Genomic DNA, 26,282 nt, shown 5'->3' on the forward strand with positions numbered 1-26,282 from the left:
GCTCCCGCTCCCCCCAACACCTTCGAAAATACGCGTTGTGTAAGGGGCGCGCCAGCAAGGCAGGCTTTACTTACCCAGGCTCTGACCAGGGCTCCCGCCGGTGTGCGGGACGACTGCGGCAGGCGAGTGACAGCGTCGTTCACACCGACAACCGGGCCTCTCCGCGTGGCACAGATCCAGGAATCGGATCGGGCGCACGGAAGGGCCACGCCGATGGAGCCGACGGAGCCGATCGCCCGCGATCCCGCCCTGGACCCGATCACCGGCGATCCCGCCCTGGACCCGATCACCCGCGGTCCCGCCTCCCTCGCCGACGCGCAGGGGCTGCTCGACCGCGCGCGGGGCGCCCTGCTCGGACTGGCCGTCGGTGACGCGCTCGGAGCCCCCGCCGAGAACATGCGCCCCTCCGAGATCCGCCGCCGCTGGGGGCGTATCGAGGGCTTCGTCAGCGAGGACCCCGTCGGGACGGACGACACCGAGTACGCGATCTTCTCCGGGCTGCTGCTCGCCCGGCACGGCTCGGCCCTCACCGTCTCACATGTCGAGAAGGCCTGGCACCGCTGGATCGCCGACCTCGACGAGGGCCCGTTCCGCGGGGCCGGCTTCAGCGAGCGCGGCACGCTGGAGAACCTCCGCCGCGGCCTGGCCGCCCCCATCTCGGCCCAGCACCGGCACGCCTGGAGCGACGGGCTGGCCATGCGGGCGGCCCCCTTCGGCGTCTTCGCGGCGGGACGCCCGGCGGAGGCGGCGCGGCTGGTCGCCATCGACGGCACGGTGAGCCACGAGGGTGAGGGGATCTACGGGGGCCAAGCCGTCGCGGCGGGCGTGGCGGCGGCCATGTCGGGCGCCGGACCCGCCTCGGTCATCGCGGCCGCCCTGTCGGTCGTACCGATGGACTCCTGGACGGCCCGCTCGATGCGCCGCGCGGTTGTGGCGGCGCAGCGCGTCCAGCCCGATCCTCTGGTCCGGGAACGGGCCGTCCGTTCGGCCGTGGTCATCGGCGGCTACCCGTGGACGGACCTGGCCCCGGAAGCGGTCGGCCTCGCCTTCGGCGCGTTCGCGGCGGCCCGCGGTGACTTCGTCACGTCGGTCCTCACCGCCGTCAACATGGGCCGGGACGCCGACACGACCGCGGCGGTGGCGGGCGCCCTGGCCGGCGCGATGTCCGGGGCGACGGCCATCCCTTCTGACTGGGCGGCCGCCATCGGCCCCGTACGCGGCAGCTGCCTGCCCTCGATGCGCGGCTACCACGTCCTGGACGTCGCGGAGTTGCTCACCCCGTACGACGATACGGAGGTCCCCTGATGCCGCCCACTCCCCCGCAAGCCCCTCCGAGCCACCGGGCCGGCTCCCCCGAGCCGGAAACCACGGCCGCGGATTCCCCGGCCGCCGAGCCGGGTACGCCCGAGACCCGGACGCCCGAAAGCCGGGCCACCACGGCCCCGGCCCTCCGGACCCCCACGACCGATACCCCCGCCGCCTCTGCGAGCCGGCGGGGCCGGATCGAGGGCCTCCTGCTGGGGCTTGCCGCCGGGGACGCCGCCGGGTGGCCCGCCGCCCGGCACCGCGCCGCGCGCATGCCCGAGTGGACCCGCCGCCTCACCCGTGAACTCGACACGTTCGCCGAACAGAACGCCACCACCACGCTCCCCGTCCCCATCGCCCTCAACCAGCCCCCCGAGCCCCTCCGCCTCGGCCCCTCCGACGACGCCGAGTGGGCGGTGTTCACCGCCGAGACACTGCTGGCCGCCGCCGGCGGGCTCTTCCGCTCGCTTCCGCCCACCCGCCGCATGTGCGCGGCCGTCGACCTGGCATGGAACTCCCTCGCCGCCGAGATCGCCGCCGCCGCCGACCGCGCCCCCGAGGTCGAGTCCGCCGTCCTCCCCCTTCGCGCCCGCATCTCCGTACGCGCCGGTCTCGGCAACCTCGCCACCGGTCTGCGCCCGCCCGCCACCGGTCACGACAACCCGCACTACTTCGACGACGCCGCCTGCGTACGCGCCGCCGTCCTCGCGGTCGCCCACCCCGGCGACCCCCGCGCCGCCGCCGAACTCGCCGAGTTCGACGCCCGTTACACCCAGGACGGCGACGGTGTGCACGGCGCCCGCGCCACGGCCGCCGCCGTCGCCGCGGCGCTCGGCGGAGCCTCCGTCGACGACGCCGTGGACGCCGCGCTCGGCCAGCTCCCGCCCGCCACCGAGATCGGCCGCAACGCCCGGCACGCCACTCGGCTCGCCCGCGCCGCCGACAGCGCCTTCGAGCTCGTCCCGCTCCTGGAGCACCAGATCGTCGACCACGTCTACAGCTACGGCATCGCCGCCGCCGAGACCGTCCCGGTCGCCCTCGCACTCGCCACCGCCGCCCGCGGCAAGGTCACCGAGGCGGTACCGGCCGCCGCCTGCCTCTCCCGGGTCGCCGACTCCGCACCGGCCCTCGCGGGCGCGCTGACCGGCACGCTCGGCGGTGGCGCCGGGGTGCCCACGACCTGGCGCGACGCCTGCCGCACCCTCGCTGGCTGCGCGCTGCCCCGGCTCAGGGGCACCGACCTCGTGGAACTCGCCGAGCAGCTCGCACGCACGGAACTCGCCACCCCGGGTGGACAATTCCGGCATGACGCCGAAACCTACACTCGAGGACCGGATCACCGGGAGCCTCGTCGGAGCAGCCGTCGCTGACGCGCTCGGCGGCGCGGTGGAGGGCTACACCCCCGACCAGATCGCCGAACGCCACGGCGGCCGCGTCACCGGCATCGTCGGCCCCTGGAACGGCGACCACTGGCGCACCGCCCGCCCCATCGCCCCGTACCACAAGGGCGACGGACACGTCACCGACGACACCCTCATGACCCACGCCCTGATCCGGGTGTACGACACGGTCCGCGACCACCTCGACGCGTACGCCGTCGCCGACCACCTCGTCCCCGACCTGATCTCCACGCCCCGCTGGATCCCCGAGCTCGAAGCCGAGGCGCTCCCCCTCCAGCGGATCTTCCTCGCCGAGAAGTGGCTGGTCGCCCGCCTCCACTACGGCCACGTCGACCCACGCGAGGCGGGCAGCGGAAACATCGTCAACTGCGGTGCCGCGATGTACATGGCGCCCGTCGGTCTCGTCAACGCGGCGAACCCGGCCGCCGCCTACGCCGAGGCCCTCGACATCGCCGGTGCCCACCAGTCCTCGTACGGACGTGAGGCGGCCGGTGTGTTCGCGGCGGCGGTCGCCGCGGCCTGCCTGCCCGGAGCGACCCCGTCCTCCGTCGTCGACACGGCGGTCGAACTCGCCAAGGACGGCACCCGCGCGGCGATCGAGGCGGTCGCCGAAGTCGCGGTCCGCCACACCGACTTCGAGTCCGCCCTGCGCCCGCTCCGCGAGGCGGTCGCCCCCTTCGACACCGTCGGTCCCGACTACCGCTCCCCCTCCCTCGGCGCACGCCGCCCGTCCCGGCTGCACGCCATCGAGGAACTCCCGGTCGCCCTCGGCATGCTGCTGGTCGGCGAGGGCGACTACCGTCGTACGGTCCTGGGCGCCGTCAACTACGGCCGCGACTGCGACTCGATCGCCACCATGGCCGGTGCGGTCGCGGGCGCTCTGCACGGGGCGGCGGCGGTGCCCGCCACCTGGGCGAAACAGGTCTCCGAGGCCAGTCGCCTCGACCTGCACGCCCCGGCGGCCGTGCTGGCCGACGTCGCCCACGAGGTGTTCATGCGTGACACGGCCCGCCGTCGTGCCCACGAGCGGGCGTTCGTCGCCCTCTCGCCCACCCCCGGGATGCCCCGGTGAACGTGCGTCTCACCTGGGTCCAGCCCGAGGACCTGATCGGCCACGAACTGCGCCAGGCCACCGAGGACGGCCGTGACGCCTCGGCCGTCGAGGCGCGCTGGCGTGCCGCCGGCGGTGCCTCCGCCCCGGCGGCGGCCGGTGCCTCCCCGCTCCCCGCGCCCCCGCACCTCCGGGCCCTCGCGGAACGCCTCCTGGACGAACTGGCCGCCGTCCCCTCCCCCTTGTCCCCCGCCGAACCCACCTCCCTCGCGCACATCAAGCGCCTCTGCCCCCACTGGCCCGCGACCACCACTCCGTCCCCCGCACGAGCCGCTGACGCACCCCCCGGACCACCCCCCGGACCACCGCCGGGACAGCCCACCGGACCATCCCCCCAGGCACCGCCCGGGCCGGTCGCGCGGTTGCACGCCGCGTGGCTGGGGCGGGCCGCGGGGTGTCTGCTCGGCAAGCCCGTCGAGAAGTTGCCCCTCTCCGCCATCCGGGCCCTCGCCCGCGCCACCGGCAACTGGCCGCTCACCTCCTGGTTCACCGCCAGGGGCGTACCCCCGGCCCTCACCGCCGCCCACCCCTGGAACCGCCGCTCCGCCGCCACCTCGCTCGCCGAGAACATCGACGGCATGCCCGAGGACGACGACCTCAACTACCCCCTGCTCAACCTGCTGCTCCTCCAGCGGTACGGCCCCGGCTTCCGCACCGCCGACGTCGCCCGCCTCTGGCTGGACGAGCTCCCCGCCGGCCGCACCTTCACCGCCGAGCGCGTCGCCTACCGCAACCTCCTCTCCGGGCTCGAACCGCCGCTGACCGCGACCCACCGCAACCCGTTCCGCGAGTGGATCGGAGCCCAGATCCGGGCGGACGTCCACGGCTGGACCCACCCGGGCGACCCGGCGGCCGCCGCCGAGCAGGCGCACCGGGACGCGACCCTCACCCACACCGCGAACGGTGTCTACGGGGCGATGTTCACCGCGGCGGTCATCGCCACCGCGGCCTCCGGCACCGCCGACGTCCACCGGGCGCTGGCCACCGGCCTGACCGTCGTCCCGCCCGACTCACGCCTGGCCCGCGCGGTCCGCTTCGGCATCGCGACGGCCCGCGCCCACACCGACTTCGACACCGTCGCCGACCGCCTCCACGCCGCCTACGGCGGCTACCACTGGGTACACGCCGTCCCGAACACCGCCCTCCTCGCCGCCGCGCTCACCCATGCCGACGGCGACTTCACCCACTCCATCTGCCGTGCCGTCTCCGGCGGCTGGGACACCGACTCCAACGGCGCCACCGCCGGTTCCGTCGCCGGTCTCCTGGCCGGCCGGCCCGACCGGATCCCCGACCACTGGACCTCCCCCCTCAAGAACCGCCTCGCCACGTCCGTCCCCACCTTCGACGGCATCGGCTTCGACGCCCTCGCCGCCCTCACCCACCGGCTCACCCACCAGGAGGCACACCGCCCATGACCCACATCGTGGTGCTCGGCAGCACCAACATGGACCTCGTCGCCTATGTGAGCCGTGCCCCAAAACTCGGCGAGACCGTCACGGGACGCGAGTTCCGGACGATCCCCGGCGGCAAGGGCGCCAACCAGGCCGTCGCCGCGGCCCGCGCCGGGGCCGACGTGTCGATGATCGGCGCCGTCGGATCCGACGAGTTCGGCACCCGGCTCCGGGCCGGCCTCACCGCCGGCGGTGTGGACACCGACCTCCTCCGCACCGTCGACGGCCCCTCCGGCACCGCCCACATCGTCGTCGACGACGAGGGCAGCAACGCGATCGTCGTCATTCCCGGCGCCAACGGCACCGTCACCTCCCTCTCCCCCGGCGACGAAACGCTGATCGCCACCGCCCACGCCCTCCTGCTCCAACTGGAACTCCCCCTCTCCGCCGTCACCGCCGGCGCCGAAGCCGCCCGCCGCCACGGCGTCCGCACGGTCCTCACCCCCGCCCCCGCGCAGCCCCTGCCTCCCGAACTGCTCGCCGCCACCGACCTGCTGGTCCCCAACGAGCACGAGGCGGCGACCCTCACCGGCCTCGCCGACCCACGCGCCGCAGCCGAGGAACTGCTCCGCCACGTCCCCGAGGTCGTCATCACCCTCGGCGCGGCCGGCAGCCTCTACGCGGCCCGCGGCGCCGAACCGGTCACCGTCCCCGCCCCCCGGGTCCGGGCCGTCGACACCACCGCCGCCGGCGACACCTTCGTCGGCGCCCTGGCCGTCGCCCTCGGAGAGGGCAAACCCGTCCGCTCCGCGCTCGCCTGGGCGTCGTCCGCCGCGGCGCTGTCCGTCCAGCGCCCCGGCGCCACGTCCTCGATGCCGTACCGCACGGAGATCGACGCCCTATGACCACCACGCCCCCGCTCCGAGGACTGCGCGTCCTCGACCTCGCCACCCTCTTCGCCGGCCCCTTGGCAGCGACCATGCTCGGCGACTTCGGTGCCGACGTCATCAAGGTCGAACACCCCCGTAAACCCGACCCGTCCCGAGGACACGGACCCGCCAAGAACGGCGTCGGACTGTGGTGGAAGCTGCTCGGCCGCAACAAGCGCACCATCACCCTCGACCTGTCCACCCGCGGCGGCCGTGCCACCCTCCTCCGCCTCGCCGCCACCGCCGACGTGGTCGTCGAGAACTTCCGCCCCGGCACCCTGGAGAAGTGGGGCCTCGGCTGGCCTGAGCTCTCCGCGGCCAACGACCGGCTGGTCCTGGCCCGGGTCACCGGTTTCGGCCAGTACGGCCCGTACGCCCGCCGCCCCGGATTCGGCACGCTCGCCGAGGCCATGAGCGGCTTCGCGGCGATCACCGGCGAACCCGACGGCCCGCCCACGCTCCCTCCCTTCGGCCTCGCCGACTCCATCGCGGCCCTGGCCACCGCGTACGCCGTGATGACCGCCCTCCAGGCCCGAGCCACCACCGGCCACGGCCAGGTCGTCGACATGGCGATCATCGAACCGATCCTCATGGTCCTCGGCCCGCACCCGCTCTGGTACGACCAGCTCGGCTACGTCCAGCCCCGCACCGGCAACCGCTCCCGCAACAACGCCCCCCGCAACACCTACCGCACCGCCGACGGAAAGTGGCTGGCCGTCTCCACGTCCGCCCAGTCCATCGCGGAGCGCGTGATGCGCCTGGTCGGGCGGCCCGAGCTGATCGCCGAGCCCTGGTTCGCCGAGGGCACCACCCGCGCCCAGCACACGGACGTCCTCGACGAGGCGGTCGGCGACTGGATCGCCCGGCACACCCGCGACGAGGCCATGGCGGCCTTCGAGAAGGCCGAGGCGGCGATCGCACCGATCTACGACGTCCGCGACGTCATGACCGACCCCCAGTACCAGGCGCTCGACACGGTCACCGAAGTCCCCGACCCCGACCTCGGCCCCGTCCGTATGCAGAACGTCCTCTTCCGCCTCTCCGAGACCCCCGGCTCCATCCGCTGGACCGGCCGCCCCCACGGCGCCGACACCGACGAGGTCCTCACCGAACTCGGCCTGAGCACCACGGAGATCGCCGGCCTGCGCTCCGAGGGCGCCCTATGACCTCCGACCCCCCGACCCCCCTCACCTGGCTGTACGCCCCCGGCGACCGCCCCGGCGTCGTCGCCAAGGCCCTCTCGTCCGGCGCCGACGTCGTGATCGTCGACCTGGAGGACGCGGTCCCCCCGGACCGGAAGGCGTACGCCCTCGCCGCCACGACCGACCTGCTCTCCTCGCCCCACCCCGTACCGATCCACGTCCGCCTCCCCAGCACGCACGACACCACGGCGGTCGCGGCCCTGGCCCCCCTGCCCGGCCTCACCGCACTGCGTATCCCCAAGGTGACACACGGCACTGACATCCAGCGGATCGCGGCCCTCGCTCCCGGCGTCCCGCTGCACGCACTGCTCGAATCCGCCCTGGCCGTCGAGCACGCCCACACCCTCGCCACCGCCCACCCGGCCGTCCACGGCATCGCCCTGGGCGAGGCGGATCTCCGCGCCGACCTGGGCGTACGCGAGGACAAGGGGCTCGACTGGTCCCGCGGCCGCGTCGTGGTGGCCGCCCGCGCGGCGGGCCTCCCCCCGCCCGCGCAGTCGGTTCACCCGGACATCCGCGACCTCGACGGCCTCGCCGTGTCGTGCGCCCACGGCCGGGCGCTGGGATTCCTGGGCCGTGCGGCGATCCACCCCCGCCAGCTACCGGTCATCGAGCGGGCGTACCTCCCGACCTCCGATGAGGTCGCGGCGGCGGAGGAGGTCGTCAAGGCGGCCGCCACCGACGCCGGCGCGCTGGCCCTGCCGGACGGCCGTTTCGTCGACGCGGCGGTCGTCGCGGCCGCCCAGCGCACCCTGTCCCTCGCCAGATCCCGCCGCGCATGAAAGAGGCGGCCACCGGAACCTGCAGGTCCCGACGGCCGCCCCACACCACGGACGGGTCAGCTCTTCTCCGCCGACTCCGGTTTCGTGCCGGACCCGGCGCCGGGCCTGCCCGCGTCCGCCGCGTCGGCGGGCGCCGGGGACTCGGCCGAACCGGTCGCGTCCGCCGCGTCGGCGGGCGCCGGGGACTCGGCCGGACCGGCCGCGTCCGCCTCGGCCGCCTTCGCCGCGTCCGCCTTGGCCAGGTCCGCGAGCGCGGCCGGCTCCACGACCTCCTCGCGCCCCGGCCGCATCCGCGACGAGACGACGATGTACGCCACGGCCAGCAGGAACACCACGATCGCGGTCCACACGTTCAGCCGGAGGCCGAGGACGTGGTGCGCCTCGTCGACGCGCATGTACTCGATCCAGCCGCGGCCCGCGCAGTACGCCGCGACGTACAGGGCGAACGCCCGCCCGTGGCCGAGCGTGAACCGGCGGTCCGCCCAGATCACCAGCAGGGCGACCCCGATGCACCACAGTGACTCGTACAGGAAGGTCGGGTGGTAGAGCCCGGCCTCGCGGTTGGGGCCCTCGCTGATCTCCAGCGCCCACGGGAGGTCGGTGGACCTGCCGTACAGCTCCTGGTTGAACCAGTTGCCCCAGCGGCCGATGGCCTGGGCGAAGGCGATACCGGGCGCGATGGCGTCCGCGTACGCCGGCAGGGGGATGCCACGGCGGCGGCAGCCGATCCAGGCACCCACCGCGCCGAGCGCGATGGCTCCCCAGATACCGAGGCCGCCCTCCCAGATCTTGAAGGCGTCGACCCAGTTCTCACCCTCGCTGAAGTACAGCTGGTAGTCGGTGATCACGTGGTACAGCCGGCCTCCGACGAGGCCGAAGGGCACCGCCCAGACGGCGATGTCGGCCACGGTGCCGGCTTTGCCGCCCCGGGCGAGCCAGCGCTTGTTGCCGTACCAGACGGCGACGAAGACACCGATGATGATGCAGAAGGCATAGCCGCGCAGCGGGACCGGTCCGAGGTAGAACACACCGGTCGACGGGCTGGGAATGTAGGCAAGGTCCATGGCAGGACCGACGCTACCCTGCCGGGCGGGAGACAGGGCAACCCGCCCGGCAAAGAGTGCATAACAGCGCGGGCCGCTCGCTCAGCCCGTCGTGGGGCTCGCGGGGGCCGACGGCGCGGCCGGGGACGGGAACGCGGTGCCCGGCTTCTTGCCCTGGTTCGCCTCGGCGACCCACTTCTTCAGGTTCTCGATGGAGATCTGTTCCTTGCCCTTGGTCGGGAAGATCGATTCTCCGTTGAGCAGGACGGTCGGGGTGCCGCGGAAGTCGCCGCTGCGGAAGGCCTCGTTGGACTTGTTCACCCAGCCGTCGTGCGTGCCCTTCGAGACGCAGGAGCGGAAGGCCGGGGTGTCCAGGCCGGGCACCTTCGCCGCCAGCTCGAAGAGCTTGGCGTCGTTGGCGAAGGCGTCGTCCGGCTCCGGGGGCTGGTTCTGGTAGAGCACGTCGTGGTACGGGACGAACTTGCCGGCGTCCTGGGCGCACGCCGCGGCGTTCGCCGCGTTGAGCGAGCCGCTGCCGCCCATGTTGCCGTCGATGATCGTGGCGAGGTGGTACTCGACCTTGATCTGGCCGGAGTCGGTCAGCTGGTGGATCGTGTCCCGGACGGCGTTCTCGAACTGGGCGCAGGCCGGGCAGCGGAAGTCCTCCCAGATCGTGAGCGTGGAGGGGGCGTCGGTGGCGCCGGCCGGGATCGCCAGCCGGTCCTTGCCGGCCGCGCCGGTCGGGGCGGCGACGGGACCGGAGCCGGAGCTGTCGCTGTCGTCCCCGGTGTTGGCGGCGATGAGCCCGGCGACGGCTGCCAGCCCGAGCACGCCGACGACGGCGGCCGAGACGATCAGCGTGCGCCTGCGCTTGTCGCGGGCCTTCTGCCGCTCGCGTTCCTCCAGGAGCCGTTCGCGCGCGCTCCGCTTCCCTGCACTGTTCTTCTCGCTCACGCCCACAGCAACGAACCGGGGAGGCGCCCGCGCGCCTCCCCGGTCCACTTCCACCCGTACGAGTTACGAAACTCGCCGTACTCCTCGTGCCAGTTCGCCCGCCAGTTCCCGTACGGCGGTGATGCCGGCCGCGTGGTCGTCGGCGTCGAGCATCCGCTTGACGAAGGCGGAGCCGACGATGACGCCGTCGGCGAAGGAGGCCACCTCGGCGGCCTGCTCGGCGTTGGAGACGCCGAGGCCGACGCAGACCGGCAGGTCGGAGGTGGCGCGGGTGCGCCGCACCAGGTCGGCCGCCTGTTCACCGACCGACTCACGGGTGCCGGTGACACCCATCAGGGACGCGGCGTACACGAACCCGGACCCGGCCTCGGTGATGGTGGCCAGCCGCTCGTCCTTGCTGCTGGGCGCGACGACGAAGACGGTGGCCAGGCCGTGCTTCTCGGCGTGCTCGCGCCATACGGCGGACTCCTGGACCGGCAGGTCGGGCAGGATGCAGCCGGCGCCGCCCGCCTCGGCGAGTTCGGCGGTGAAGCGTGCGATGCCGTACCGGTCGATGGGGTTCCAGTAGGTCATGACGAGGACCGGCTTGCCGGTGGCCTCGTGCGCCTCGCGGACCGTGCGCATCACGTCGGCGATCCTGACGCCGCCGCGCAGCGCGATGTCGTCGGCGGTCTGGATGACCGGTCCGTCCAGGACGGGGTCGCTGTGCGGCAGGCCGACCTCGACGACGTCGGCGCCGCCGTCGAAGACGGCCTTGATGGCCTCGATCCCGCCGTCCACCGTGGGGAAACCCGCCGGGAGGTAGGCGATGAGCGCGGCCCGGTCCTCGGACTTGGCCCGCTCCAGGGTGTCGCTGAGGAGATCGATGTTGCCGGTCACTTGGTTCCCCCCTGGATCGTGGTGTCCGTCTGGATCTCGGCGGCGCCGTCGTCGGCGGAGGCATCGGCCTCGACCGGGGCGGCGTCGGTGTCGTAGAGGCCGAAGTACCGCGCGGCGGTGTCCATGTCCTTGTCGCCGCGCCCCGACAGGTTGACCACGATGAGGCCGTCCTCGCCGAGCTCTCGGCCGAGCTCCAGGGCGCCGGCCAGCGCGTGGGCCGACTCGATGGCCGGGATGATGCCCTCGGTGCGGGACAGCAGGCGCAGGGCCTGCATGGCCGCCTCGTCGGTCACCGCGCGGTACTCGCCGCGGCCGCTGTCCTTGAGGTACGCGTGCTCCGGGCCGATGCCCGGGTAGTCGAGGCCCGCGGAGATCGAGTACGGCTCGGTGATCTGGCCCTCGTCGTCCTGGAGGACGTACGAACGCGAACCGTGCAGGATGCCGGGCTCACCGGCGGTGAGCGTGGCGGCGTGCTCGCCGGTCTCGACACCGTGACCGGCGGGCTCGCAGCCCACCAGACGTACGTCGGCGTCCTGGATGAACGCGTGGAAGAGACCGATGGCGTTGGAGCCGCCGCCGACGCAGGCGACGGCCGCGTCGGGCAGCCGGCCGGCCCGCTGGAGGATCTGGCGGCGGGCCTCGACGCCGATGACGCGGTGGAAGTCCCGGACCATGGCGGGGAAGGGGTGCGGTCCGGCGACCGTGCCGAAGAGGTAGTGGGTGCGGTCGACGTTGGCGACCCAGTCGCGGAACGCCTCGTTGATGGCGTCCTTGAGGGTGCGGCTGCCGGACTTCACCGGGATGACCTCGGCGCCGAGCATCCGCATCCGGGCGACGTTCAGCGCCTGGCGCTGGGTGTCGATCTCGCCCATGTAGATGGTGCATTCGAGGCCGAACAGGGCACAGGCGGTGGCGGTGGCCACGCCGTGCTGTCCGGCGCCGGTCTCGGCGATGACGCGGGTCTTGCCCATGCGCTTGGTGAGCAGGGCCTGACCGAGCACGTTGTTGATCTTGTGCGACCCGGTGTGGTTCAGGTCCTCGCGCTTGAGGAAGATCCGGGCGCCGCCCGCGTGCTGCGCGAAGCGGGGCACTTCGGTGAGCGCGCTGGGACGGCCGGTGTAGTTGACCAGCAGGTCGTCGAGTTCGGCCGCGAACGCGGGGTCGTTCTTGGCCTTGTCGTACTCGACGGCGACCTCGTCGACCGCGGCGACGAGGGCCTCGGGGATGAACTTGCCGCCGTAGGCACCGAAGTAGCCCTCGGTGCTCGGGACCTGGCCCTCGGGATCGGGAATGAAGAACTCGCTGGGCATTGCGACATGCTCCTCTACGGGGGCGGCGTCGCCCCCGGATGTCTCGGCTTGACGGTGGTCACGGTGTGCGCCGACGCCACCGCTCGACCGCATGCCCGCCCGTCGTCGCGTCCGCGTCGTGCGGCACGGGGAGGGTGGGTCAGCGGTGGTGGAGGCGCGCGGTGCGCGCGCGCCATCGCATGCCGTTGACCTGGCCGGGCTCGTCGCCGATGACATAGCGGACGCGGCGCCCGTGCACGCGTCGCGCCGGGGCGCGGCAGCCACGTGGGCGGCAGCCCCGGGCGAGCCTGGCGTACGGGTCGCGGGACGCCGTCGCGTCCGCCGCCGGAACGGTCAGGTACGCGGGTGTGGTGCCCGTGCCGGGCCGGTCGGGGTTTCGCACGGCGAGGGCGGCCGCGGAGCCGGGGCACGCACGCGTGGGGCCGTCCGTCGCCGGGGCCCGGTACGCGCGCGGGGCGTCCGCCGGGCACGCGCGCGTGGTCGCGGGCGAGGTCCGCACCGGGCGCTGGGGCGTCCGGTGCGGCGTCGCGGCGACGACCGGGCGGGCGGCGGCGGACATGGGGAAGGCTCAGCCCCGTCCGTGCCGGAGGGCCGGGTGGGCACCGGCGGCGACCAGGTCGGCCACGGCGGACTTGGGGTCGCGCCCGGTGACCAGGGATTCGCCGACGAGCACGGCGTCCGCGCCCGCGTTGGCGTACGCGATCAGGTCGTGCGGGCCACGGATGCCGGACTCGGCGACCTTCACGATGCCTGCGGGGATCTCGGGGCCGATCCGCTCGAAGGTGGAGCGGTCCACCTTGAGGGTCTTCAGGTTGCGCGCGTTGACGCCGATGACGCGGGCGCCGGCGTCGACGGCCCGCTCGACCTCTTCCTCGTCGTGCACCTCGACCAGCGGGGTGAGACCGATGGACTCGGCCCGCTCGATCAGCGACTCCAGGGCGGGCTGCTCCAGGGCGGCGACGATCAGCAGGGCGAGGTCGGCGCCGTACGCCCTGGCCTCCCAGAGCTGGTAGGCGGTGACGATGAAGTCCTTGCGCAGGACGGGGATGTCGACCTTGGCGCGCACCGCTTCGAGGTCGGCGAGTGAGCCGCCGAAGCGCCGCTGTTCGGTCAGTACGGAGATGACGGCGGCACCGCCCGCTTCGTAGTCCGCGGCGAGCCCTGCGGGGTCCGCGATCGCGGCGAGCGCTCCCTTGGAGGGGCTGGAACGCTTCACCTCGCAGATGACCTTGACGCCGTCGCCGCGCAACGCGGCCGCGCCGTCCTTGGCCTGGGGCGCCTTTGCCGCCCGCTCCTTGAGCTCGTCGAGGGAGACCCGCGCCTGTCGCTCTGCGAGGTCGGCGCGAACGCCTTCGATGATCTCGTCGAGCACACTCACGCGAGAGGCCCCCTTCCAGAACGGTGATGTGGGATCAGGATCAGTCACCTTGATGGTATCCGTACCGGGGCCCAGAGTCCTCATCCGGCCAACCGCACCGCTGTGACCTGGCGTTTCACGGAGCGAGAGCCGAGCCGATCGGAAAGTTCCGGACGACGGAGAAAAGCGCGAGCAGGGCGCCCGCCGACCACCACCAGACCGGCCCGAGGGTGATGCGCAGGGGCAGTCCGCGGACGGCCCGCACCAGCCAGACCACGATCGCCACCGCGAAGAGCAGGTACCCGGCGACGGCGAACGCGTTCGCGCCGAGAGCGGTGAGCAGATCGCCGTGGACGAAGGCGTGGGCGCTGCGCAGTCCGCCGCAGCCGGGGCAGAGGAGCCCGGTGAAACGGAACAGGGGACAGACGGGGTAGTGCCCCGGCTCGTTGGGGTCGACGGCCCCGACGTACGCGAAGGCCGCCGCGACCCCGGCCAGGACGCCGAGGGGCGGCGCGATCCGCCGTGCGAGCGGGCGCGGGGCCGGGTGCGGCGCGGTGGCGGCGTGCGGCGCGGTGGCCGGGGCCCATCGCGCGCCGTGCGGCGGGTACCCGCCGGACCACCCGCCGGGTACCGCCGCCGGCCGGGGACCGGAGGGCGACGCGGCCGGGCCCGGCGCCGGGGACGTGCCGGGAGCGGGCGGCGGGGCGGGGGCGGAGATCGGCTTCGGGTCCACCGGGTGATTGTCGCCGCTCATGCGGAAAGGCGCAGCCCGGCTGGTGCCGGACCGCGCCTCGTGCCGTGCCGGACGGGTCAGGCGTGGACGTCCGCGCGGGCGGTCTCCGGCGTGTGGTCCTTGCGGGCGGCCTCGTCGCGCGCCCGTACGAGGTCGGGCGACTCCTTCTTGCCGAGGCCGGCGAGCCTCATGGCACCACCGACGACGGCACCGAGCAGGATGACGGCGCAGCCGGCCCAGAAGCCGAACGGGTTGTCCGCCACCATGAAGACACCGGCGACGCAGAAGCCGATGAAGGAGATGATGACACCGGTCCAGGCGGCCGGGGTGTGTCCATGGTCGCTGGCCATGAATTGCTCCTCGTTGATGTTGCTCTCTTAAGGCCCCGCCGGGGTGCGGACGCTCAGCGACATTGTCCCGCACGCGCGCGTGCGGGGTGATCTGGGGGTCACCCTCGCGGGTCGGTCGGGTCCTCGCCCCGGTCGAGCGCCTTCCACAGGTCCTCGGGCCGGTCCGGGTCGGCGGGGGCGGCCCGGCGGGTGCCGTTGCGTACGCGGGGGCCGCCGTCGCGCTCGTAGCGGCCGGACATGGCGGGCCAGGTGCGGCCGTGGCGGAGGGCGAGGAGCCCGGCGACCAGGATCAGCAGGGCGGCGACGGTCGTGACGTAGGGCCAGGCGGTGTGCGTCAGGGCGCCGACGCGGGCCGCGGCGTCGCCGGTGGTCCCGGCGGCCTTCTCGTCGAGCGCCGTGCGGTCGGAGGCGCCCAGGTACGCGGCGACGGCCGCGCCCGCGCCGCTCAGGGTGAGCAGCAGCGACACGAGGAACCGGCCGGCGCGGCGGACCGCGAAGACGGCGACGAGGGCCGCGAGGCCCACGACGGCGAGGGCGGTCGGCACGCCGGTGATGTCGCCGCCCGTGGCGTCGAGGGGCACGGTGCCGCCGCCGACCTCGGCCGTGCCCTCGGCCCAGGTCTGGCCCGAGGCGAGCAGCACGACGGCCGCGCCCGCGGCGCCGAGGAGCAGGGCGGCGGCGAGGCTGCGGCGGCCGCCCGAAGCGGCCGCCGTCTCGTCCGCGCGGGTGGCACGGGGCTGGGGTACGGATGCGGCACTCACGCCACCACTATCCCTTATGCCCTCATGCGCCGTTCATCCGGTTGGCGGTGTGTACGGCGCGGAGGACGGCGGCCGCCTTGTTGCGGCACTCGGTGTCCTCGGCGACCGGGTCGGAGTCGGCGACGACACCCGCCCCCGCCTGCACGTACGCCGTGCCGTCGCGCAGCAGGGCGGTACGGATGGCGATGGCCGTGTCGGAGTCTCCGGCGAAGTCCAGGTAGCCGACGCAGCCGCCGTACAGACCGCGCCGGGTGGGCTCCAGTTCCTCGATGATCTGCATGGCGCGCGGCTTGGGCGCGCCGGAGAGGGTTCCGGCGGGGAAGCACGCGGTGAGGACGTCGAAGGCGGTGCGGCCCTCGGCGACGCGGCCGGTGACCGTCGAGACGATGTGCATGACGTGCGAGTACCGCTCGATCGACATGAAGTCGACGACCTCGACGGAGCCGGGTTCGCAGACGCGTCCGAGGTCGTTGCGCCCGAGGTCGACCAGCATCAGGTGTTCGGCCCGCTCCTTGGGGTCCGCGATCAGCTCGTCGGCGAGGGCCTGGTCCTCCTGCGGGGTGGCCCCGCGCGGGCGGGTGCCGGCGATCGGGTGCACCATGGCGTGCCCGTCCTCGACCTTGACCAGGGCTTCGGGGCTGGACCCGACGACGTCGAAGCCGTCGAAGCGGAAGAGGTACATGTACGGGGACGGGTTGGTGGCCCTGAGGACCCGGTAGACGTCCAGGGCGCTCGCCGCGCAGGGGGTCTCGAAGCGCTGCGAGGGGACGACCTGGAACGCCTCGCCGGCCCTGATGCGCTCCTTGATGTCCTCGACGGCTTCCTGGTACGCGGTGCCGCCCCACAGGGCGGTGTACGGCGGGAGCTCGGAGGGGGGCAGGGCGACGGGCTCGGTCTCGACCGGCTGGGCGAGGTCGGCGGTCATGGCGTCGAGGCGTGCGACGGCGTCCGCGTAGGCCTCGTCGACGCCCGTGTCGAGGTCGTTGTGGTTGATGGCGTTGGCGATGAGCATCACCGTGCCGTCCCAGTGGTCGAGCACGGCGAGGTCCGAGGTGAGCAGCATCGTCAGCTCGGGCAGGTGGAGGTCGTCGCGGCCGTGGTCGCCGATGCGCTCCAGGCGGCGCACGATGTCGTAGCCGAGGTAGCCGACCATGCCCCCGGTGAAGGGCGGCATCCCGGAGGCCAGGTCGCGCGGAGTGTGCAGGGCCTCCACGGTGGCGCGCAGTGCCGTCAGCGGGTCACCGTCGACGGGGACGCCGACGGGCGGGGCCCCGAGCCAGTGGGCCTGTCCGTCGCGGGAGGTGAGCGTGGCGGCGCTGCGTACGCCGATGAACGAGTACCGGGACCAGGAGCGGCCGTTCTCGGCGGACTCCAGCAGGAAGGTGCCGGGGCGTTCGGCGGCGAGCTTGCGGTAGAGGCCGACCGGGGTGTCGCCGTCCGCGAGGAGGCGGCGGCTGACGGGGATGACGCGGCGGTCGGCCGCCAGCTTGCGGAAGGTCTCGAGATCCATGGCGCTCACTCTCCCAGCGGGAGGACGTCGGCGTCGAAGCAGGTGCGGGCGCCGGTGTGGCAGGCGGCCCCCACCTGGTCGACCTTGACCAGCACGGTGTCGGCGTCGCAGTCGAGGGCGACGGACTTGACGTGCTGGACGTGACCGGAGGTGTCGCCCTTGACCCAGTACTCCTGGCGGCTGCGGGACCAGTAGGTGCAGCGGCCGGTGGTGAGGGTGCGGTGCAGGGCCTCGTCGTCCATCCAGCCCAGCATGAGCACCTCGCCGGTGTCGTACTGCTGGGCGATGGCCGGGACCAGCCCGTCGGGGCTGCGCTTGAGACGGGCGGCGATGGCCGGGTCAAGGTTGCTGGTCATGTGGCCATTGTGCCGTGACGGCACCGGCTCGCCGGTGGTGCGTCCACTGGGCGGACCGGAGGGTGCGGCCGTACCCTGGCCCCCATGTCGACCCATGCCAAGCGTGAACGGCTCCTGCTCGCCGACCTCTTGGAGGCGGCGGGCCCCGACGGCCTGACCCTGTGCGAGGGGTGGAAGACCCGTGACCTGGCGGCCCATGTGGTGGTGCGCGAGCGCCGCCCGGACGCGGCGGCGGGGATACTGCTGAGCCCGCTGCGCGGGCGTCTGGAGCAGGTGCAGGCGGAGTTCGCCTCCAAGCCCTACGAGGAACTGATCCATCTGATCCGGACCGGACCGCCGCGGATGTCCCCGTACGCGATCAAGCAGGTCGACGAGGGCGCGAACACGGTCGAGTTCTATGTGCACGCCGAGGACGTCCGCCGGGCGCAGCAGGGGTGGACGGCCCGTGAGCTGGACCCGGTCTTCACGGAGGCGCTGTGGGTGCGCCTGGAGAAGGCGGCGCGCGTGCTGTGCCGGAAGGTCCCGGTCGGTCTGGTCCTGCGCCGCCCCAACGGTCAGACGACGGTCGCCCACCGGGGCACCCCGGTGGTGACGGTGACGGGCGAGCCGGGCGAGCTGACGATGTTCGTCTTCGGCCGGCAGGACGCGGCGGACGTCGAGGTGGAGGGCGACAAGGACGCCGTGGAGCGGTTGCACGGCACGAAGCAGCTGGGGATCTAGCGCACGCCCTGGCCGCCTCGGGTGCCCGGTCCCGGGCCGCCGCGCCGGCGTGTACGGCGGCGGAGCGGCCCGGGCCGGCCGGTGCGAGGGCCGATGTCAGTGGGGGCGGGCATCATCGGACGTACGTGGCTCGTGCGCAGCCGGGCAGGAGGATCAGGCGATGATCAGAATCGCGATGACCAGCGTGTACGTCGACGACGAGGAGAAGGCCCACGCCTTCTACACGGATGTGCTCGGCTTCCGGACCCGGACGAACCTCGATCTGGGTGAGGCGCGTTTCATCACGGTGACCGCGCCCGGTCAGGACGTGGAGCTGCTGCTGGAGCCCGGAGACAGCCCCCTGGCGGAGCAGTACCGCCAGGGGCTGCGGGAGGCCGGGCTGCCGTGCATCGTGCTCGCGGTGGACGACCTGCGGGGCGAGTACGAGCGGCTGAGCGGGCTGGGTGTCCGGTTCACCCAGCCGCCCACGGAGCGGGGCCCGGTACTGACGGCCGTGCTGGACGACACGGTCGGCAACCTCATACAGCTCACCCAGCCGCTCGGCTGAGCCCGCGGGAGGTCAGCGGACCGGGTGGCCCGCCTCGCGCAGGGTGGCCTTCACCTCGGAGATCCGCAGGTCGCCGAAGTGGAAGACCGACGCGGCCAGCACCGCGTCCGCGCCCGCGTCGATGGCGGGCGGGAAGTGCGCGAGCTTCCCCGCGCCGCCGGAGGCGATCACCGGCACCGTGACGTGCTTGCGCACGGCGGCGATCATCTCGGTGTCGTAACCGTCCTTGGTGCCGTCCGCGTCCATCGAGTTGAGCAGGATCTCGCCCGCGCCCAGCTCGGCGGCCCGGTGGGCCCATTCGACGGCGTCGATGCCGGTGCCGCGGCGGCCACCGTGCGTGGTGACCTCGAACGACCCGGTGGGGGTGCGTCGGGCGTCCACCGACAGGACCAGCACCTGGCGGCCGAAGCGTTCGGCGATCTCCTGGATCAGCTCCGGCCGGGCGATGGCCGCCGTGTTGACGCCCACCTTGTCCGCACCGGCGCGCAGCAGTTTGTCGACGTCTCCGGCGCTGCGCACGCCACCGCCGACGGTCAGCGGGATGAAGACCTGCTCGGCGGTGCGGCGCACCACGTCGTAGGTGGTCTCCCGGTTGCCGGACGACGCGGTGATGTCGAGGAAGGTCAGCTCGTCGGCGCCTTCGGCGTCGTACAGCTTGGCCATCTCGACGGGGTCGCCGGCGTCGCGCAGGTTCTGGAAGTTGACGCCCTTGACGACCCGGCCGTTGTCCACGTCCAGGCAGGGGATCACTCGGACCGCGAGGGTCATGACGCGGAACCTCCTCGGTTCGTCCCGGTCCGGTACGCCTCGACCTCGACCTCGACGACCAGGCTGGGGTCGACGAAGCCCTCGACGATGATCATCGACGCGGCGGGGCGGACGGCGTCGAACAGCTCCTTGTGGGCCCGGCCGACCTCCTCCACGTCCCGGGCGTGGGTGATGTACATGCGGGTGCGTACGACGTCCGCCGCCCCGAGGCCGAGCTGCTTCAGCGCGTCGAAGGCCACGTTGAAGGCGTTGACGGCCTGCTCATAGGGGCCTCCGCCGGCGATCTGGCCGTCGACGATGGACGTGCAGCCGGAGACCAGGACGAGGCCGTTCGGCAGCTCGACGGCCCGGGAGTAGCCGAACTGCTCCTCCCATGGCGCGCCGGTCACCACACGGCGTACGGAGTCGGTCATCCGGCCACCGCCGCGAGCGCTTCCTCCAGGGTGAACGCCTTCGCGTACAGCGCCTTGCCGACGATGGCGCCCTCGACGCCGAGCGGGACGAGCTCCGACAGGGCCCGCAGGTCGTCCAGCGAGGAGACGCCGCCGGAGGCGACGACCGGCTTGTCCGTGGCCGCGCAGACGTTGCGCAGCAGCTCCAGGTTGGGGCCCTGGAGCGTGCCGTCCTTGGCGATGTCGGTGACCACGTAGCGGGCGCAGCCCTCGGAGTCGAGGCGGGCCAGCGTCTCGTACAGGTCGCCGCCGTCGCGGGTCCAGCCACGGCCGCGCAGCGTCGTGCCGCGCACGTCGAGGCCGACCGCGATCTTGTCGCCGTGCTCGGCGATGACCTTGGCGACCCACTCGGGGGTCTCCAGGGCGGCGGTGCCCAGGTTGACGCGGGTGCAGCCGGTGGCGAGCGCGGCGGCGAGCGACGCGTCGTCACGGATGCCGCCGGACAGCTCCACCTTGATGTCCATGGCCTGCGCGACCTCGGCGATCAGCTCCCGGTTGTCGCCGGTGCCGAACGCGGCGTCGAGGTCGACGAGATGCAGCCACTCGGCGCCCGCGCGCTGCCAGGCGAGGGCCGCCTCCAGCGGAGAGCCGTAGGAGGTCTCCGTGCCGGACTCGCCATGGACGAGACGTACGGCCTGGCCGTTCCGGACGTCGACGGCGGGGAGGAGTTCGAGCTTGCTCATCTCAGCGGGTCCCAGATTCTCAAGAAGGAGGGTCAGAAGGTGTTGAGCCAGTTGGTCAGGAGCTGGGCGCCGGCGTCGCCGGACTTCTCGGGGTGGAACTGCGTCGCCCACAGCGCCCCGTTCTCCACGGCCGCCACGAACCGCTCGCCGTGCGTGGACCAGGTGACCTTGGGCGCGCGCATCGCGGGGTTGGTGATCTCCAGGCTCCAGTCGTGCACGGCGTAGGAGTGCACGAAGTAGAACCGGGCGTCGGCGTCGAGGCCGGTGAACAGCTCGCTGTCCTCGGGGGCGTCGACGGTGTTCCAGCCCATGTGGGGGACGACCGGGGCCTTCAGGGGCCCGACGGTGCCGGGCCACTCGTCCAGGCCCTCGGTCTCCACGCCGTGCTCGATGCCCCGCTCGAAGAGGATCTGCATACCGACGCAGATGCCCATCACGGGGCGGCCGCCGGAGAGCCGGCGCTCCACGATCCAGTCGCCGCGTGCCTCCTTGAGCCCGGCCATGCAGGCGGAGAACGCACCGACGCCGGGGACGAGGAGTCCGTCGGCGTTCATGGCCTTGTCGTAGTCGCGGGTGATCTCGACGTCGGCGCCGACGTGGGCGAGGGCCCGCTCGGCGGAGCGGACGTTGCCGAATCCGTAGTCGAGGACCACGACCTTCTTCGCAGTGCTCATGCCGCTCACTCCCAGATCCCCTGAATCCGCATGACACCCGCCACCAGGCACATCACCGAGGCGATGGTCAGCAGGACGATGAGCCCCTTGGGCATCTTCTGCTTGGTGAAGGAGTACACGCCTCCCGCCAGGAAGAGGCCGACGACGATCAGGATGGTCGAAAGACCCGTCACAGCGCGCCCTTCGTGGAGGGCAGGATCCCGGCCGCGCGCGGGTCGCGCTCCGAGGCGTACCGCAGGGCGCGGGCGAGGGCCTTGAACTGGCACTCCACGATGTGGTGGGCGTTGCGCCCGTACGGGACGTGGACGTGCAGCGCGATCTGGGCCTGGGCGACGAACGACTCCAGGATGTGCCGGGTCATCGTGGTGTCGTAGGAGCCGATCATCGGCGCCATGTTCTCCGGCTCGGTGTGCACCAGGTAGGGGCGGCCGGAGAGGTCGACGGTGACCTGGGCGAGGGACTCGTCCAGCGGCACGGTGCAGTTGCCGAACCGGTAGATGCCCACCTTGTCGCCGAGGGCCTGCTTGAAGGCGGCGCCGAGGGCGAGGGCGGTGTCCTCGATGGTGTGGTGCGAGTCGATGTGCAGGTCGCCGTCGGTCTTGACCGTGAGGTCGAACAGTCCGTGGCGGCCGAGCTGGTCGAGCATGTGGTCGTAGAAGCCGACGCCGGTCGACACGTCGACCTTTCCGGTGCCGTCGAGGTCTATCTCGACGACGACGGACGTCTCCTTGGTGGTGCGCTCGACCCGTCCTACGCGGCTCATGAGCTCTGCTCCTTCTTCAGTGCGCGAACCGCATCCAGGAACGCGTCGTTCTCTTCCGGTGTGCCGGCGGTGACCCGCAGCCAGCCGGGTACGCCGTTGTCACGGACCAGGACGCCTCGGTCGAGGATCTGCCGCCACACCGCGTGGGCGGCCCCCTCGCCTTCGAATCGCCCGAATTGGACGAAGTTGGCGTCGGACTCGGTCACCTCGTAGCCGGTGGCACGCAGCTCGGCGACCAGGCGGTCCCGTTCGGCCTTGAGCTGCTCGACGTACCCCAGCAGCGTATCGGTGTGCTCCAGGGCGGCGAGCGCGGTGGCCTGGGTGACGGCCGACAGGTGGTACGGCAGGCGTACGAGCTGGACGGCGTCGACCACGGCGGGGTGCGCCGCCAGGTAGCCCAGGCGCAGACCGGCCGCGCCGAACGCCTTGGACATGGTGCGGGAGACCACCAGGTGGGGGCGGCCCTCGATGAGGGGCAGCAGGGAGGGGCGGTGGCTGAATTCCACGTACGCCTCGTCGACCACGACCAGGGACGGCTTGGCGGTCTGGGCGGCCTCGTACAGCGCCAGCACGGTCTCCGCCTCGACGGCGGTGCCCGTGGGGTTGTTGGGCGAGGTGATGAAGACGACGTCGGGGCGGTGCGTGGCGATGGCGGCCGTGGCGGAGTCCACGTCGATGGTGAAGTCGTCCTTGCGCGGCCCGGAGATCCAGCCGGTGCCGGTGCCGCGCGAGATCAGGCCGTGCATCGAGTACGAGGGCTCGAATCCGATCGCGAGACGGCCGGGGCCCGCGAACGTCTGGAGGAGCTGCTGGATGACCTCGTTGGAGCCGTTGGCGGCCCATACGTTGGGGAGGCCGACCTCGTACCCGGTGGTGCGGGTGAGGTAGGCGGCCAGTTCCGTACGGAGCTCGACGGCGTCCCGGTCGGGGTAGCGGTTGAGCGTGCGGGCCGCGTCCCTGACGCGCTCGGCGATCCGCTCGACGAGCGGCTCGGGCAGCGGGTACGGGTTCTCGTTGGTGTTGAGGCGTACGGGTACGTCGAGCTGCGGGGCGCCGTACGGGGACTTGCCGCGCAGTTCGTCGCGGATGGGCAGGTCGTCGATGTTCACGTTCACTGACCGGGCACCTTCCACCCGAACCGGGCCTTGATGGCGGCGCCGTGCGCCGGCAGGTCCTCCGCCTCGGCGAGCGTCACCACGTGGTGCGCCACCTCGGCGAGCGCGTCGCGCGTGTAGTCCACGATGTGGATGCCGCGCAGGAAGGACTGCACGGACAGGCCCGAGGAGTGGCAGGCGCAGCCGCCGGTGGGCAGCACGTGGTTGGAGCCCGCGCAGTAGTCGCCGAGGGAGACCGGCGCCCACGGGCCGACGAAGATCGCGCCCGCGTTGCGGACGCGCTGGGCGACGGCGGTGGCGTCGGCGGTCTGGATCTCCAGGTGCTCGGCACCGTACGCGTCCACGACGCGCAGGCCCTCCTCCAGGCCGTCGACCAGCACGATCGCGGACTGCCTGCCGCGCAGGGCGGGCACGATCCGGTCCTCGACGTGCCGGGTGGCGGCGACCTGCGGCTCCAGCTCCTTCTCGACGGCCTCGGCGAGGTCGAGGGAGTCGGTGACCAGGACGGCGGCGGCGAGCGGGTCGTGCTCGGCCTGGCTGATGAGGTCGGCGGCGATGTGGACCGGGTCGGCGGTGTCGTCGGCGAGGACGGCGATCTCGGTCGGGCCGGCCTCGGTGTCGATGCCGATCCGCCCGGTGAAGTACCGCTTGGCGGCGGCGACCCAGATGTTGCCGGGGCCGGTGACCATGTTGGCGGGGGCGCAGGACTCGGTGCCGTACGCGAACATGGCGACGGCCTGGGCGCCTCCGGCGGCGTACACCTCGTCGACGCCGAGCAGGGCGCAGGCGGCGAGGATCGTCGGGTGCGGGAGGCCGCCGTGCTCCTTCTGCGGCGGGGAGGCGAGGGCGATCGACTCGACGCCCGCCTCCTGCGCCGGTACGGCGTTCATGATCACGGACGAGGGGTAGACGGAGCGGCCGCCCGGCGCGTACAGGCCGACGCGCTCGACCGGAACCCACTTCTCGGTCACCGTGCCACCCGGTACCACCTGGGTGGTGTGCTGGTCACGGCGCTGCTCGCGGTGGACGATCCGGGCCCGCCGGATCGACTCCTCCAGCGCGGCGCGGACGGCCGGGTCGAGCTCCTCCAGCGCGCGCGTGAGCGCGGCGGCCGGAACGCGCACCTGGTCGAGGACCACCCCGTCGAACTTCTCCGCGTAGTCGATCAGCGCCGCGTCTCCCCGATGGTGCACGGCCTCGCAGATCGGCCGCACCTTCTCCAGGGCGGCTTCCACGTCGAACTCGGCACGGGGCAGCAGGTCGCGCAGAGCGCCACCCTTCGGAAGGGCGTCGCCGCGCAGATCGATTCGTGAGATCACAGGTCAATTCTCGCAGACGGCGTCGCGCGGCCGAGCGCCCGTATCACTGGCTGATACACGCCGCACTGGCGTCTTGTTGTCACACCTGACCGTTAGCGTTCGGTCCGTCACACAGCGGGAAGAACAGTCGTACGAAACAGGGGAAGCGGAGGGGGCGGCAGTGACCGAGCCGCACGACGACGATGTGCCGGGCGACCTCACTCCGTCCGAGGTGGGGATGTGGCAGGCGTTCCGGATCGGTGCCACCTACGACCTGAGCACGGGGAACGCGCTGCTGGACGATCCGTTCTCGCCGCGCGCGTGGCCGCCCGAGCGGAGTGTGCGGGCCGACAAGGTGGCGCTGCTGCTGCTGGACGGGCCGCCCGCGCTGGCCGGGCGGGTGTCGGCGCTGAAGCTGCGCGGCGTGCACGTCACCGGGACGCTGGATCTGGCCGGCGGCACGGTCGGGCCGTACGTGGAGCTGCACGGCTGCCGGTTCGAGAACGAGGTGGTGCTGCCGGAGTCGCGCTTCACCACCCTGCGCATGGTCAAGTGCGCGATACCCCGGCTGGAGGCGGCACGGCTGCACACGGAGGGCGATCTGCACCTGCCGCGCTGCCGGATCGACCACGGGATGCGGCTCACGGACGCCCAGATCGGGACGGACCTGTTGATCAGCCAGATCCACGTGGGCTCCGACCGGCGGGGCCGGGCGATCGTCGCGGACGGGATGTCGGTGGCACAGGACCTGACGGCGGAGCTGATCGAGACGCACGGCGAGTTCTCCCTGCGGGGGGCCAAGGTGGGCGTCTCGCTGAGCCTGCGCGGCAGCAAGCTGCGCGGCGCGGAGGGCCGGCGGGCGCTGAACGCGCCGCAGCTGACGGTGGAGCGGACGCTGTACATGACGTACGCGTGGGTCAGCGACCGGACGGGGAGCACGGCGGGCACGACGCCGCCCGGCGGGCTGGCCAACTTCAACACCCCGATGCGCGGCACGCGCGTACAGCCGTTCGAGTGCAGGGGCGGGGTGCGGCTGGACGACGGGCGGTTCGGGGACGCGGTCGACTTCCACCACGCGCGTTTCCTGCTGTCGTCGGAGCGGCGGGAGGAGCTGTCGCTGCGCCGGATCGTCACCCCGGAGCTCCGTTTCAACGGGGAGCGCCCGGAGGAGGGGCGGGTGGTGCTGAACGGCGCGAAGGTCGTGACGCTGATCGACCTGTCCACCAGCTGGCCCGGCCCCGGGGGGCTGGCGATGGGCGGTTTCGTCTACGAGAACCTGGTGCCGTACGGGCACTTCCCGCTCGCCCGACGCCTGGAGTGGGTGGCGGCGGCGACCCCGGAGTTCGCCCCCGAGCCGTACGAACGGCTGGCGACCGTGCTGCGCAACAGCGGCGAGGACGCCGACGCGCGCGAGGTACTGCTGGCCAAGCAGCGCCGGCGGCGCGAGACGCTGCCGCTGGCGGCGAAGATGTGGGGCTACCTCCAGGACTGGACGGTGGCCTACGGCTACCGGCCGGGCCGGGCGGCGCTGTGGATGGCGGTGCTGTGGGCCGCCGGGACACTCGCCTTCTCGCGGTGCGACCCGCCGGCGATCAAACCGGGCGAGCATCCGCACTGGAACCCGGCCCTGTACGCGCTGGACCTGCTGCTGCCGGTGATCAATCTCGGCCAGGAGGGGTACTGGCGGCTGGGAGGGTTGTGGCAGTGGACGTCGACCATGCTGATCCTGCTGGGCTGGATCCTCGCCACTACCGTCGCAGCCGGTGCCTCACGCCTCCTCAGGCGCAGCTGACACACCGGCACATCGCTTTCTTTACGTTCTCTTGGCATTCGTCCGTGCAACCATTCCGCCGCTACCAAAGCTTCACAGCGGGGCCTCTGGCGCGGCT

Annotated in this window: 29 protein-coding genes; 10 read left to right on the forward strand and 19 right to left on the reverse strand. The window is 73.0% G+C overall.

All coding sequences use genetic code 11. The annotated features are described in order from the left end of the window. Positions 1-213 precede the first annotated feature (213 nt). Genes ACZ6C1_RS16705 through ACZ6C1_RS16735 form a run of 7 tightly spaced genes read left to right on the forward strand, consistent with a single transcriptional unit; the run spans position 214 to position 8,120 of the window. Positions 214-1,305, forward strand: coding sequence for an ADP-ribosylglycohydrolase family protein (locus tag ACZ6C1_RS16705; RefSeq protein WP_469241646.1), 1,092 nt, complete (start codon positions 214-216; stop codon positions 1,303-1,305). Further along, positions 1,305-2,675 (forward strand): ADP-ribosylglycohydrolase family protein, encoded by a 1,371-nt coding sequence (locus ACZ6C1_RS16710; RefSeq protein ID WP_469241648.1) that lies wholly within the window; start codon positions 1,305-1,307, stop codon positions 2,673-2,675. Before ACZ6C1_RS16705 ends, ACZ6C1_RS16710 begins: the two co-directional genes overlap by 1 nt. Continuing rightward, a complete protein-coding gene (locus tag ACZ6C1_RS16715; RefSeq protein WP_469241650.1) occupies positions 2,611-3,777 on the forward strand; it encodes an ADP-ribosylglycohydrolase family protein in 1,167 nt (388 codons plus the stop codon). Before ACZ6C1_RS16710 ends, ACZ6C1_RS16715 begins: the two co-directional genes overlap by 65 nt. After that, entirely contained in the window at positions 3,774-5,231 is a 1,458-nt protein-coding gene (locus tag ACZ6C1_RS16720) for an ADP-ribosylglycohydrolase family protein (RefSeq protein ID WP_469241652.1), read from the forward strand. Before ACZ6C1_RS16715 ends, ACZ6C1_RS16720 begins: the two co-directional genes overlap by 4 nt. Next, complete coding sequence (gene rbsK, locus ACZ6C1_RS16725; protein WP_469241654.1) at positions 5,228-6,112, forward strand: ribokinase; 885 nt, start codon at positions 5,228-5,230, stop codon at positions 6,110-6,112. The genes ACZ6C1_RS16720 and rbsK overlap by 4 nt, the downstream gene beginning before the upstream one ends. After that, positions 6,109-7,302 (forward strand): CaiB/BaiF CoA transferase family protein, encoded by a 1,194-nt coding sequence (locus tag ACZ6C1_RS16730; RefSeq protein ID WP_469241656.1) that lies wholly within the window; start codon positions 6,109-6,111, stop codon positions 7,300-7,302. Before rbsK ends, ACZ6C1_RS16730 begins: the two co-directional genes overlap by 4 nt. Further along, positions 7,299-8,120 carry an HpcH/HpaI aldolase/citrate lyase family protein gene (locus ACZ6C1_RS16735; protein WP_469241658.1) on the forward strand — a complete coding sequence of 274 codons (822 nt, stop codon included), beginning with the start codon at positions 7,299-7,301 and terminating at the stop codon, positions 8,118-8,120. The genes ACZ6C1_RS16730 and ACZ6C1_RS16735 overlap by 4 nt, the downstream gene beginning before the upstream one ends. A gap of 56 nt (positions 8,121-8,176) precedes the next feature. Here the strand turns inward: ACZ6C1_RS16735 and lgt are convergent, their stop codons facing one another. From lgt to hisI, 11 genes are all read right to left on the reverse strand, one after another. After that, positions 8,177-9,184 (reverse strand): prolipoprotein diacylglyceryl transferase, encoded by a 1,008-nt coding sequence (gene lgt, locus ACZ6C1_RS16740; RefSeq protein WP_469241660.1) that lies wholly within the window; start codon positions 9,182-9,184, stop codon positions 8,177-8,179. Positions 9,185-9,265: 81 nt separating this feature from the next. Beyond that, positions 9,266-10,117 (reverse strand): DsbA family protein, encoded by an 852-nt coding sequence (locus ACZ6C1_RS16745; RefSeq protein WP_469241662.1) that lies wholly within the window; start codon positions 10,115-10,117, stop codon positions 9,266-9,268. Between the two features lie 63 nt (positions 10,118-10,180). Next, complete coding sequence (gene trpA / locus ACZ6C1_RS16750; protein ID WP_469241664.1) at positions 10,181-10,996, reverse strand: tryptophan synthase subunit alpha; 816 nt, start codon at positions 10,994-10,996, stop codon at positions 10,181-10,183. Continuing rightward, entirely contained in the window at positions 10,993-12,306 is a 1,314-nt protein-coding gene (gene trpB, locus ACZ6C1_RS16755; protein WP_469241666.1) for a tryptophan synthase subunit beta, read from the reverse strand. Before trpB ends, trpA begins: the two co-directional genes overlap by 4 nt. Positions 12,307-12,445: 139 nt before the next feature. Then, a complete protein-coding gene (trpM, locus tag ACZ6C1_RS16760) occupies positions 12,446-12,643 on the reverse strand; it encodes a tryptophan biosynthesis modulator TrpM (RefSeq protein WP_469241924.1) in 198 nt (65 codons plus the stop codon). A 231-nt stretch (positions 12,644-12,874) separates the two neighbouring features. Next, entirely contained in the window at positions 12,875-13,684 is an 810-nt protein-coding gene (gene trpC, locus ACZ6C1_RS16765; protein WP_469241667.1) for an indole-3-glycerol phosphate synthase TrpC, read from the reverse strand. A 115-nt stretch (positions 13,685-13,799) separates the two neighbouring features. Further along, positions 13,800-14,417, reverse strand: a complete 618-nt coding sequence (locus ACZ6C1_RS16770; protein WP_469241669.1) for a DUF2752 domain-containing protein — start codon at positions 14,415-14,417, stop codon at positions 13,800-13,802. 56 nt (positions 14,418-14,473) lie between these two features. After that, positions 14,474-14,746, reverse strand: coding sequence for an HGxxPAAW family protein (locus tag ACZ6C1_RS16775; protein WP_469241671.1), 273 nt, complete (start codon positions 14,744-14,746; stop codon positions 14,474-14,476). A gap of 98 nt (positions 14,747-14,844) precedes the next feature. Continuing rightward, a complete protein-coding gene (locus ACZ6C1_RS16780; RefSeq protein ID WP_469241673.1) occupies positions 14,845-15,507 on the reverse strand; it encodes a TIGR02234 family membrane protein in 663 nt (220 codons plus the stop codon). 22 nt (positions 15,508-15,529) lie between these two features. Next, a complete protein-coding gene (locus ACZ6C1_RS16785; protein ID WP_469241675.1) occupies positions 15,530-17,017 on the reverse strand; it encodes an anthranilate synthase component I in 1,488 nt (495 codons plus the stop codon). Between the two features lie 5 nt (positions 17,018-17,022). Beyond that, positions 17,023-17,373 carry a phosphoribosyl-AMP cyclohydrolase gene (gene hisI / locus ACZ6C1_RS16790; RefSeq protein WP_469241677.1) on the reverse strand — a complete coding sequence of 117 codons (351 nt, stop codon included), beginning with the start codon at positions 17,371-17,373 and terminating at the stop codon, positions 17,023-17,025. 84 nt (positions 17,374-17,457) lie between these two features. Between hisI and ACZ6C1_RS16795 the strand changes: the two genes are divergently transcribed. Continuing rightward, entirely contained in the window at positions 17,458-18,093 is a 636-nt protein-coding gene (locus tag ACZ6C1_RS16795) for a TIGR03085 family metal-binding protein (RefSeq protein ID WP_469241679.1), read from the forward strand. A 160-nt stretch (positions 18,094-18,253) separates the two neighbouring features. Beyond that, entirely contained in the window at positions 18,254-18,640 is a 387-nt protein-coding gene (locus ACZ6C1_RS16800; RefSeq protein WP_469241681.1) for a VOC family protein, read from the forward strand. A 12-nt stretch (positions 18,641-18,652) separates the two neighbouring features. Here ACZ6C1_RS16800 and hisF read toward each other — a convergent pair whose 3' ends face one another. The 8 genes from hisF to hisD are packed head-to-tail and all read right to left on the reverse strand — an operon-like array spanning position 18,653 to position 24,414. Next, positions 18,653-19,408 (reverse strand): imidazole glycerol phosphate synthase subunit HisF, encoded by a 756-nt coding sequence (hisF, locus tag ACZ6C1_RS16805; protein ID WP_469241682.1) that lies wholly within the window; start codon positions 19,406-19,408, stop codon positions 18,653-18,655. Next, positions 19,405-19,821, reverse strand: coding sequence for a RidA family protein (locus tag ACZ6C1_RS16810; RefSeq protein ID WP_469241684.1), 417 nt, complete (start codon positions 19,819-19,821; stop codon positions 19,405-19,407). Before ACZ6C1_RS16810 ends, hisF begins: the two co-directional genes overlap by 4 nt. Next, a complete protein-coding gene (priA, locus tag ACZ6C1_RS16815; RefSeq protein WP_469241686.1) occupies positions 19,818-20,543 on the reverse strand; it encodes a bifunctional 1-(5-phosphoribosyl)-5-((5-phosphoribosylamino)methylideneamino)imidazole-4-carboxamide isomerase/phosphoribosylanthranilate isomerase PriA in 726 nt (241 codons plus the stop codon). The genes ACZ6C1_RS16810 and priA overlap by 4 nt, the downstream gene beginning before the upstream one ends. 32 nt (positions 20,544-20,575) lie before the next feature. After that, a complete protein-coding gene (hisH, locus tag ACZ6C1_RS16820) occupies positions 20,576-21,217 on the reverse strand; it encodes an imidazole glycerol phosphate synthase subunit HisH (protein WP_469241688.1) in 642 nt (213 codons plus the stop codon). Between the two features lie 5 nt (positions 21,218-21,222). Then, positions 21,223-21,390, reverse strand: coding sequence for a hypothetical protein (locus ACZ6C1_RS16825; RefSeq protein WP_469241690.1), 168 nt, complete (start codon positions 21,388-21,390; stop codon positions 21,223-21,225). After that, complete coding sequence (gene hisB / locus ACZ6C1_RS16830; RefSeq protein ID WP_030492957.1) at positions 21,387-21,980, reverse strand: imidazoleglycerol-phosphate dehydratase HisB; 594 nt, start codon at positions 21,978-21,980, stop codon at positions 21,387-21,389. Before hisB ends, ACZ6C1_RS16825 begins: the two co-directional genes overlap by 4 nt. After that, positions 21,977-23,095, reverse strand: a complete 1,119-nt coding sequence (locus ACZ6C1_RS16835) for a histidinol-phosphate transaminase (RefSeq protein ID WP_469241692.1) — start codon at positions 23,093-23,095, stop codon at positions 21,977-21,979. Before ACZ6C1_RS16835 ends, hisB begins: the two co-directional genes overlap by 4 nt. Continuing rightward, a complete protein-coding gene (gene hisD, locus ACZ6C1_RS16840) occupies positions 23,092-24,414 on the reverse strand; it encodes a histidinol dehydrogenase (RefSeq protein ID WP_469241694.1) in 1,323 nt (440 codons plus the stop codon). The genes ACZ6C1_RS16835 and hisD overlap by 4 nt, the downstream gene beginning before the upstream one ends. Positions 24,415-24,574: 160 nt before the next feature. On the opposite strand from hisD, the gene ACZ6C1_RS16845 reads away from it, so the two are divergent. After that, entirely contained in the window at positions 24,575-26,185 is a 1,611-nt protein-coding gene (locus ACZ6C1_RS16845; RefSeq protein WP_469241696.1) for an oxidoreductase, read from the forward strand. Positions 26,186-26,282: the final 97 nt, after the last annotated feature.

The organism is Streptomyces sp. NPDC041796 (genome assembly GCF_055590785.1).

What these genes read in the sequence shown, in the direction of transcription:
- hisI (WP_469241677.1), bottom strand. Translation starts at nt 17,373, where the DNA reads ATGACCAGCAACCTTGACCCGGCCATCGCCGCCCGTCTCAAGCGCAGC.
- ACZ6C1_RS16705 (WP_469241646.1), top strand. Translation starts at nt 214, where the DNA reads ATGGAGCCGACGGAGCCGATCGCCCGCGATCCCGCCCTGGACCCGATC.
- ACZ6C1_RS16715 (WP_469241650.1), top strand. Translation starts at nt 2,611, where the DNA reads ATGACGCCGAAACCTACACTCGAGGACCGGATCACCGGGAGCCTCGTC.
- ACZ6C1_RS16810 (WP_469241684.1), bottom strand. Translation starts at nt 19,821, where the DNA reads ATGACCGACTCCGTACGCCGTGTGGTGACCGGCGCGCCATGGGAGGAG.
- ACZ6C1_RS16730 (WP_469241656.1), top strand. Translation starts at nt 6,109, where the DNA reads ATGACCACCACGCCCCCGCTCCGAGGACTGCGCGTCCTCGACCTCGCC.
- hisF (WP_469241682.1), bottom strand. Translation starts at nt 19,408, where the DNA reads ATGACCCTCGCGGTCCGAGTGATCCCCTGCCTGGACGTGGACAACGGC.
- ACZ6C1_RS16785 (WP_469241675.1), bottom strand. Translation starts at nt 17,017, where the DNA reads ATGGATCTCGAGACCTTCCGCAAGCTGGCGGCCGACCGCCGCGTCATC.
- lgt (WP_469241660.1), bottom strand. Translation starts at nt 9,184, where the DNA reads ATGGACCTTGCCTACATTCCCAGCCCGTCGACCGGTGTGTTCTACCTC.
- hisB (WP_030492957.1), bottom strand. Translation starts at nt 21,980, where the DNA reads ATGAGCCGCGTAGGACGGGTCGAGCGCACCACCAAGGAGACGTCCGTC.
- trpB (WP_469241666.1), bottom strand. Translation starts at nt 12,306, where the DNA reads ATGCCCAGCGAGTTCTTCATTCCCGATCCCGAGGGCCAGGTCCCGAGC.
- rbsK (WP_469241654.1), top strand. Translation starts at nt 5,228, where the DNA reads ATGACCCACATCGTGGTGCTCGGCAGCACCAACATGGACCTCGTCGCC.
- ACZ6C1_RS16795 (WP_469241679.1), top strand. Translation starts at nt 17,458, where the DNA reads ATGTCGACCCATGCCAAGCGTGAACGGCTCCTGCTCGCCGACCTCTTG.
- hisH (WP_469241688.1), bottom strand. Translation starts at nt 21,217, where the DNA reads ATGAGCACTGCGAAGAAGGTCGTGGTCCTCGACTACGGATTCGGCAAC.
- ACZ6C1_RS16770 (WP_469241669.1), bottom strand. Translation starts at nt 14,417, where the DNA reads ATGAGCGGCGACAATCACCCGGTGGACCCGAAGCCGATCTCCGCCCCC.
- ACZ6C1_RS16710 (WP_469241648.1), top strand. Translation starts at nt 1,305, where the DNA reads ATGCCGCCCACTCCCCCGCAAGCCCCTCCGAGCCACCGGGCCGGCTCC.
- priA (WP_469241686.1), bottom strand. Translation starts at nt 20,543, where the DNA reads ATGAGCAAGCTCGAACTCCTCCCCGCCGTCGACGTCCGGAACGGCCAG.
- ACZ6C1_RS16800 (WP_469241681.1), top strand. Translation starts at nt 18,254, where the DNA reads ATGATCAGAATCGCGATGACCAGCGTGTACGTCGACGACGAGGAGAAG.
- ACZ6C1_RS16735 (WP_469241658.1), top strand. Translation starts at nt 7,299, where the DNA reads ATGACCTCCGACCCCCCGACCCCCCTCACCTGGCTGTACGCCCCCGGC.
- ACZ6C1_RS16775 (WP_469241671.1), bottom strand. Translation starts at nt 14,746, where the DNA reads ATGGCCAGCGACCATGGACACACCCCGGCCGCCTGGACCGGTGTCATC.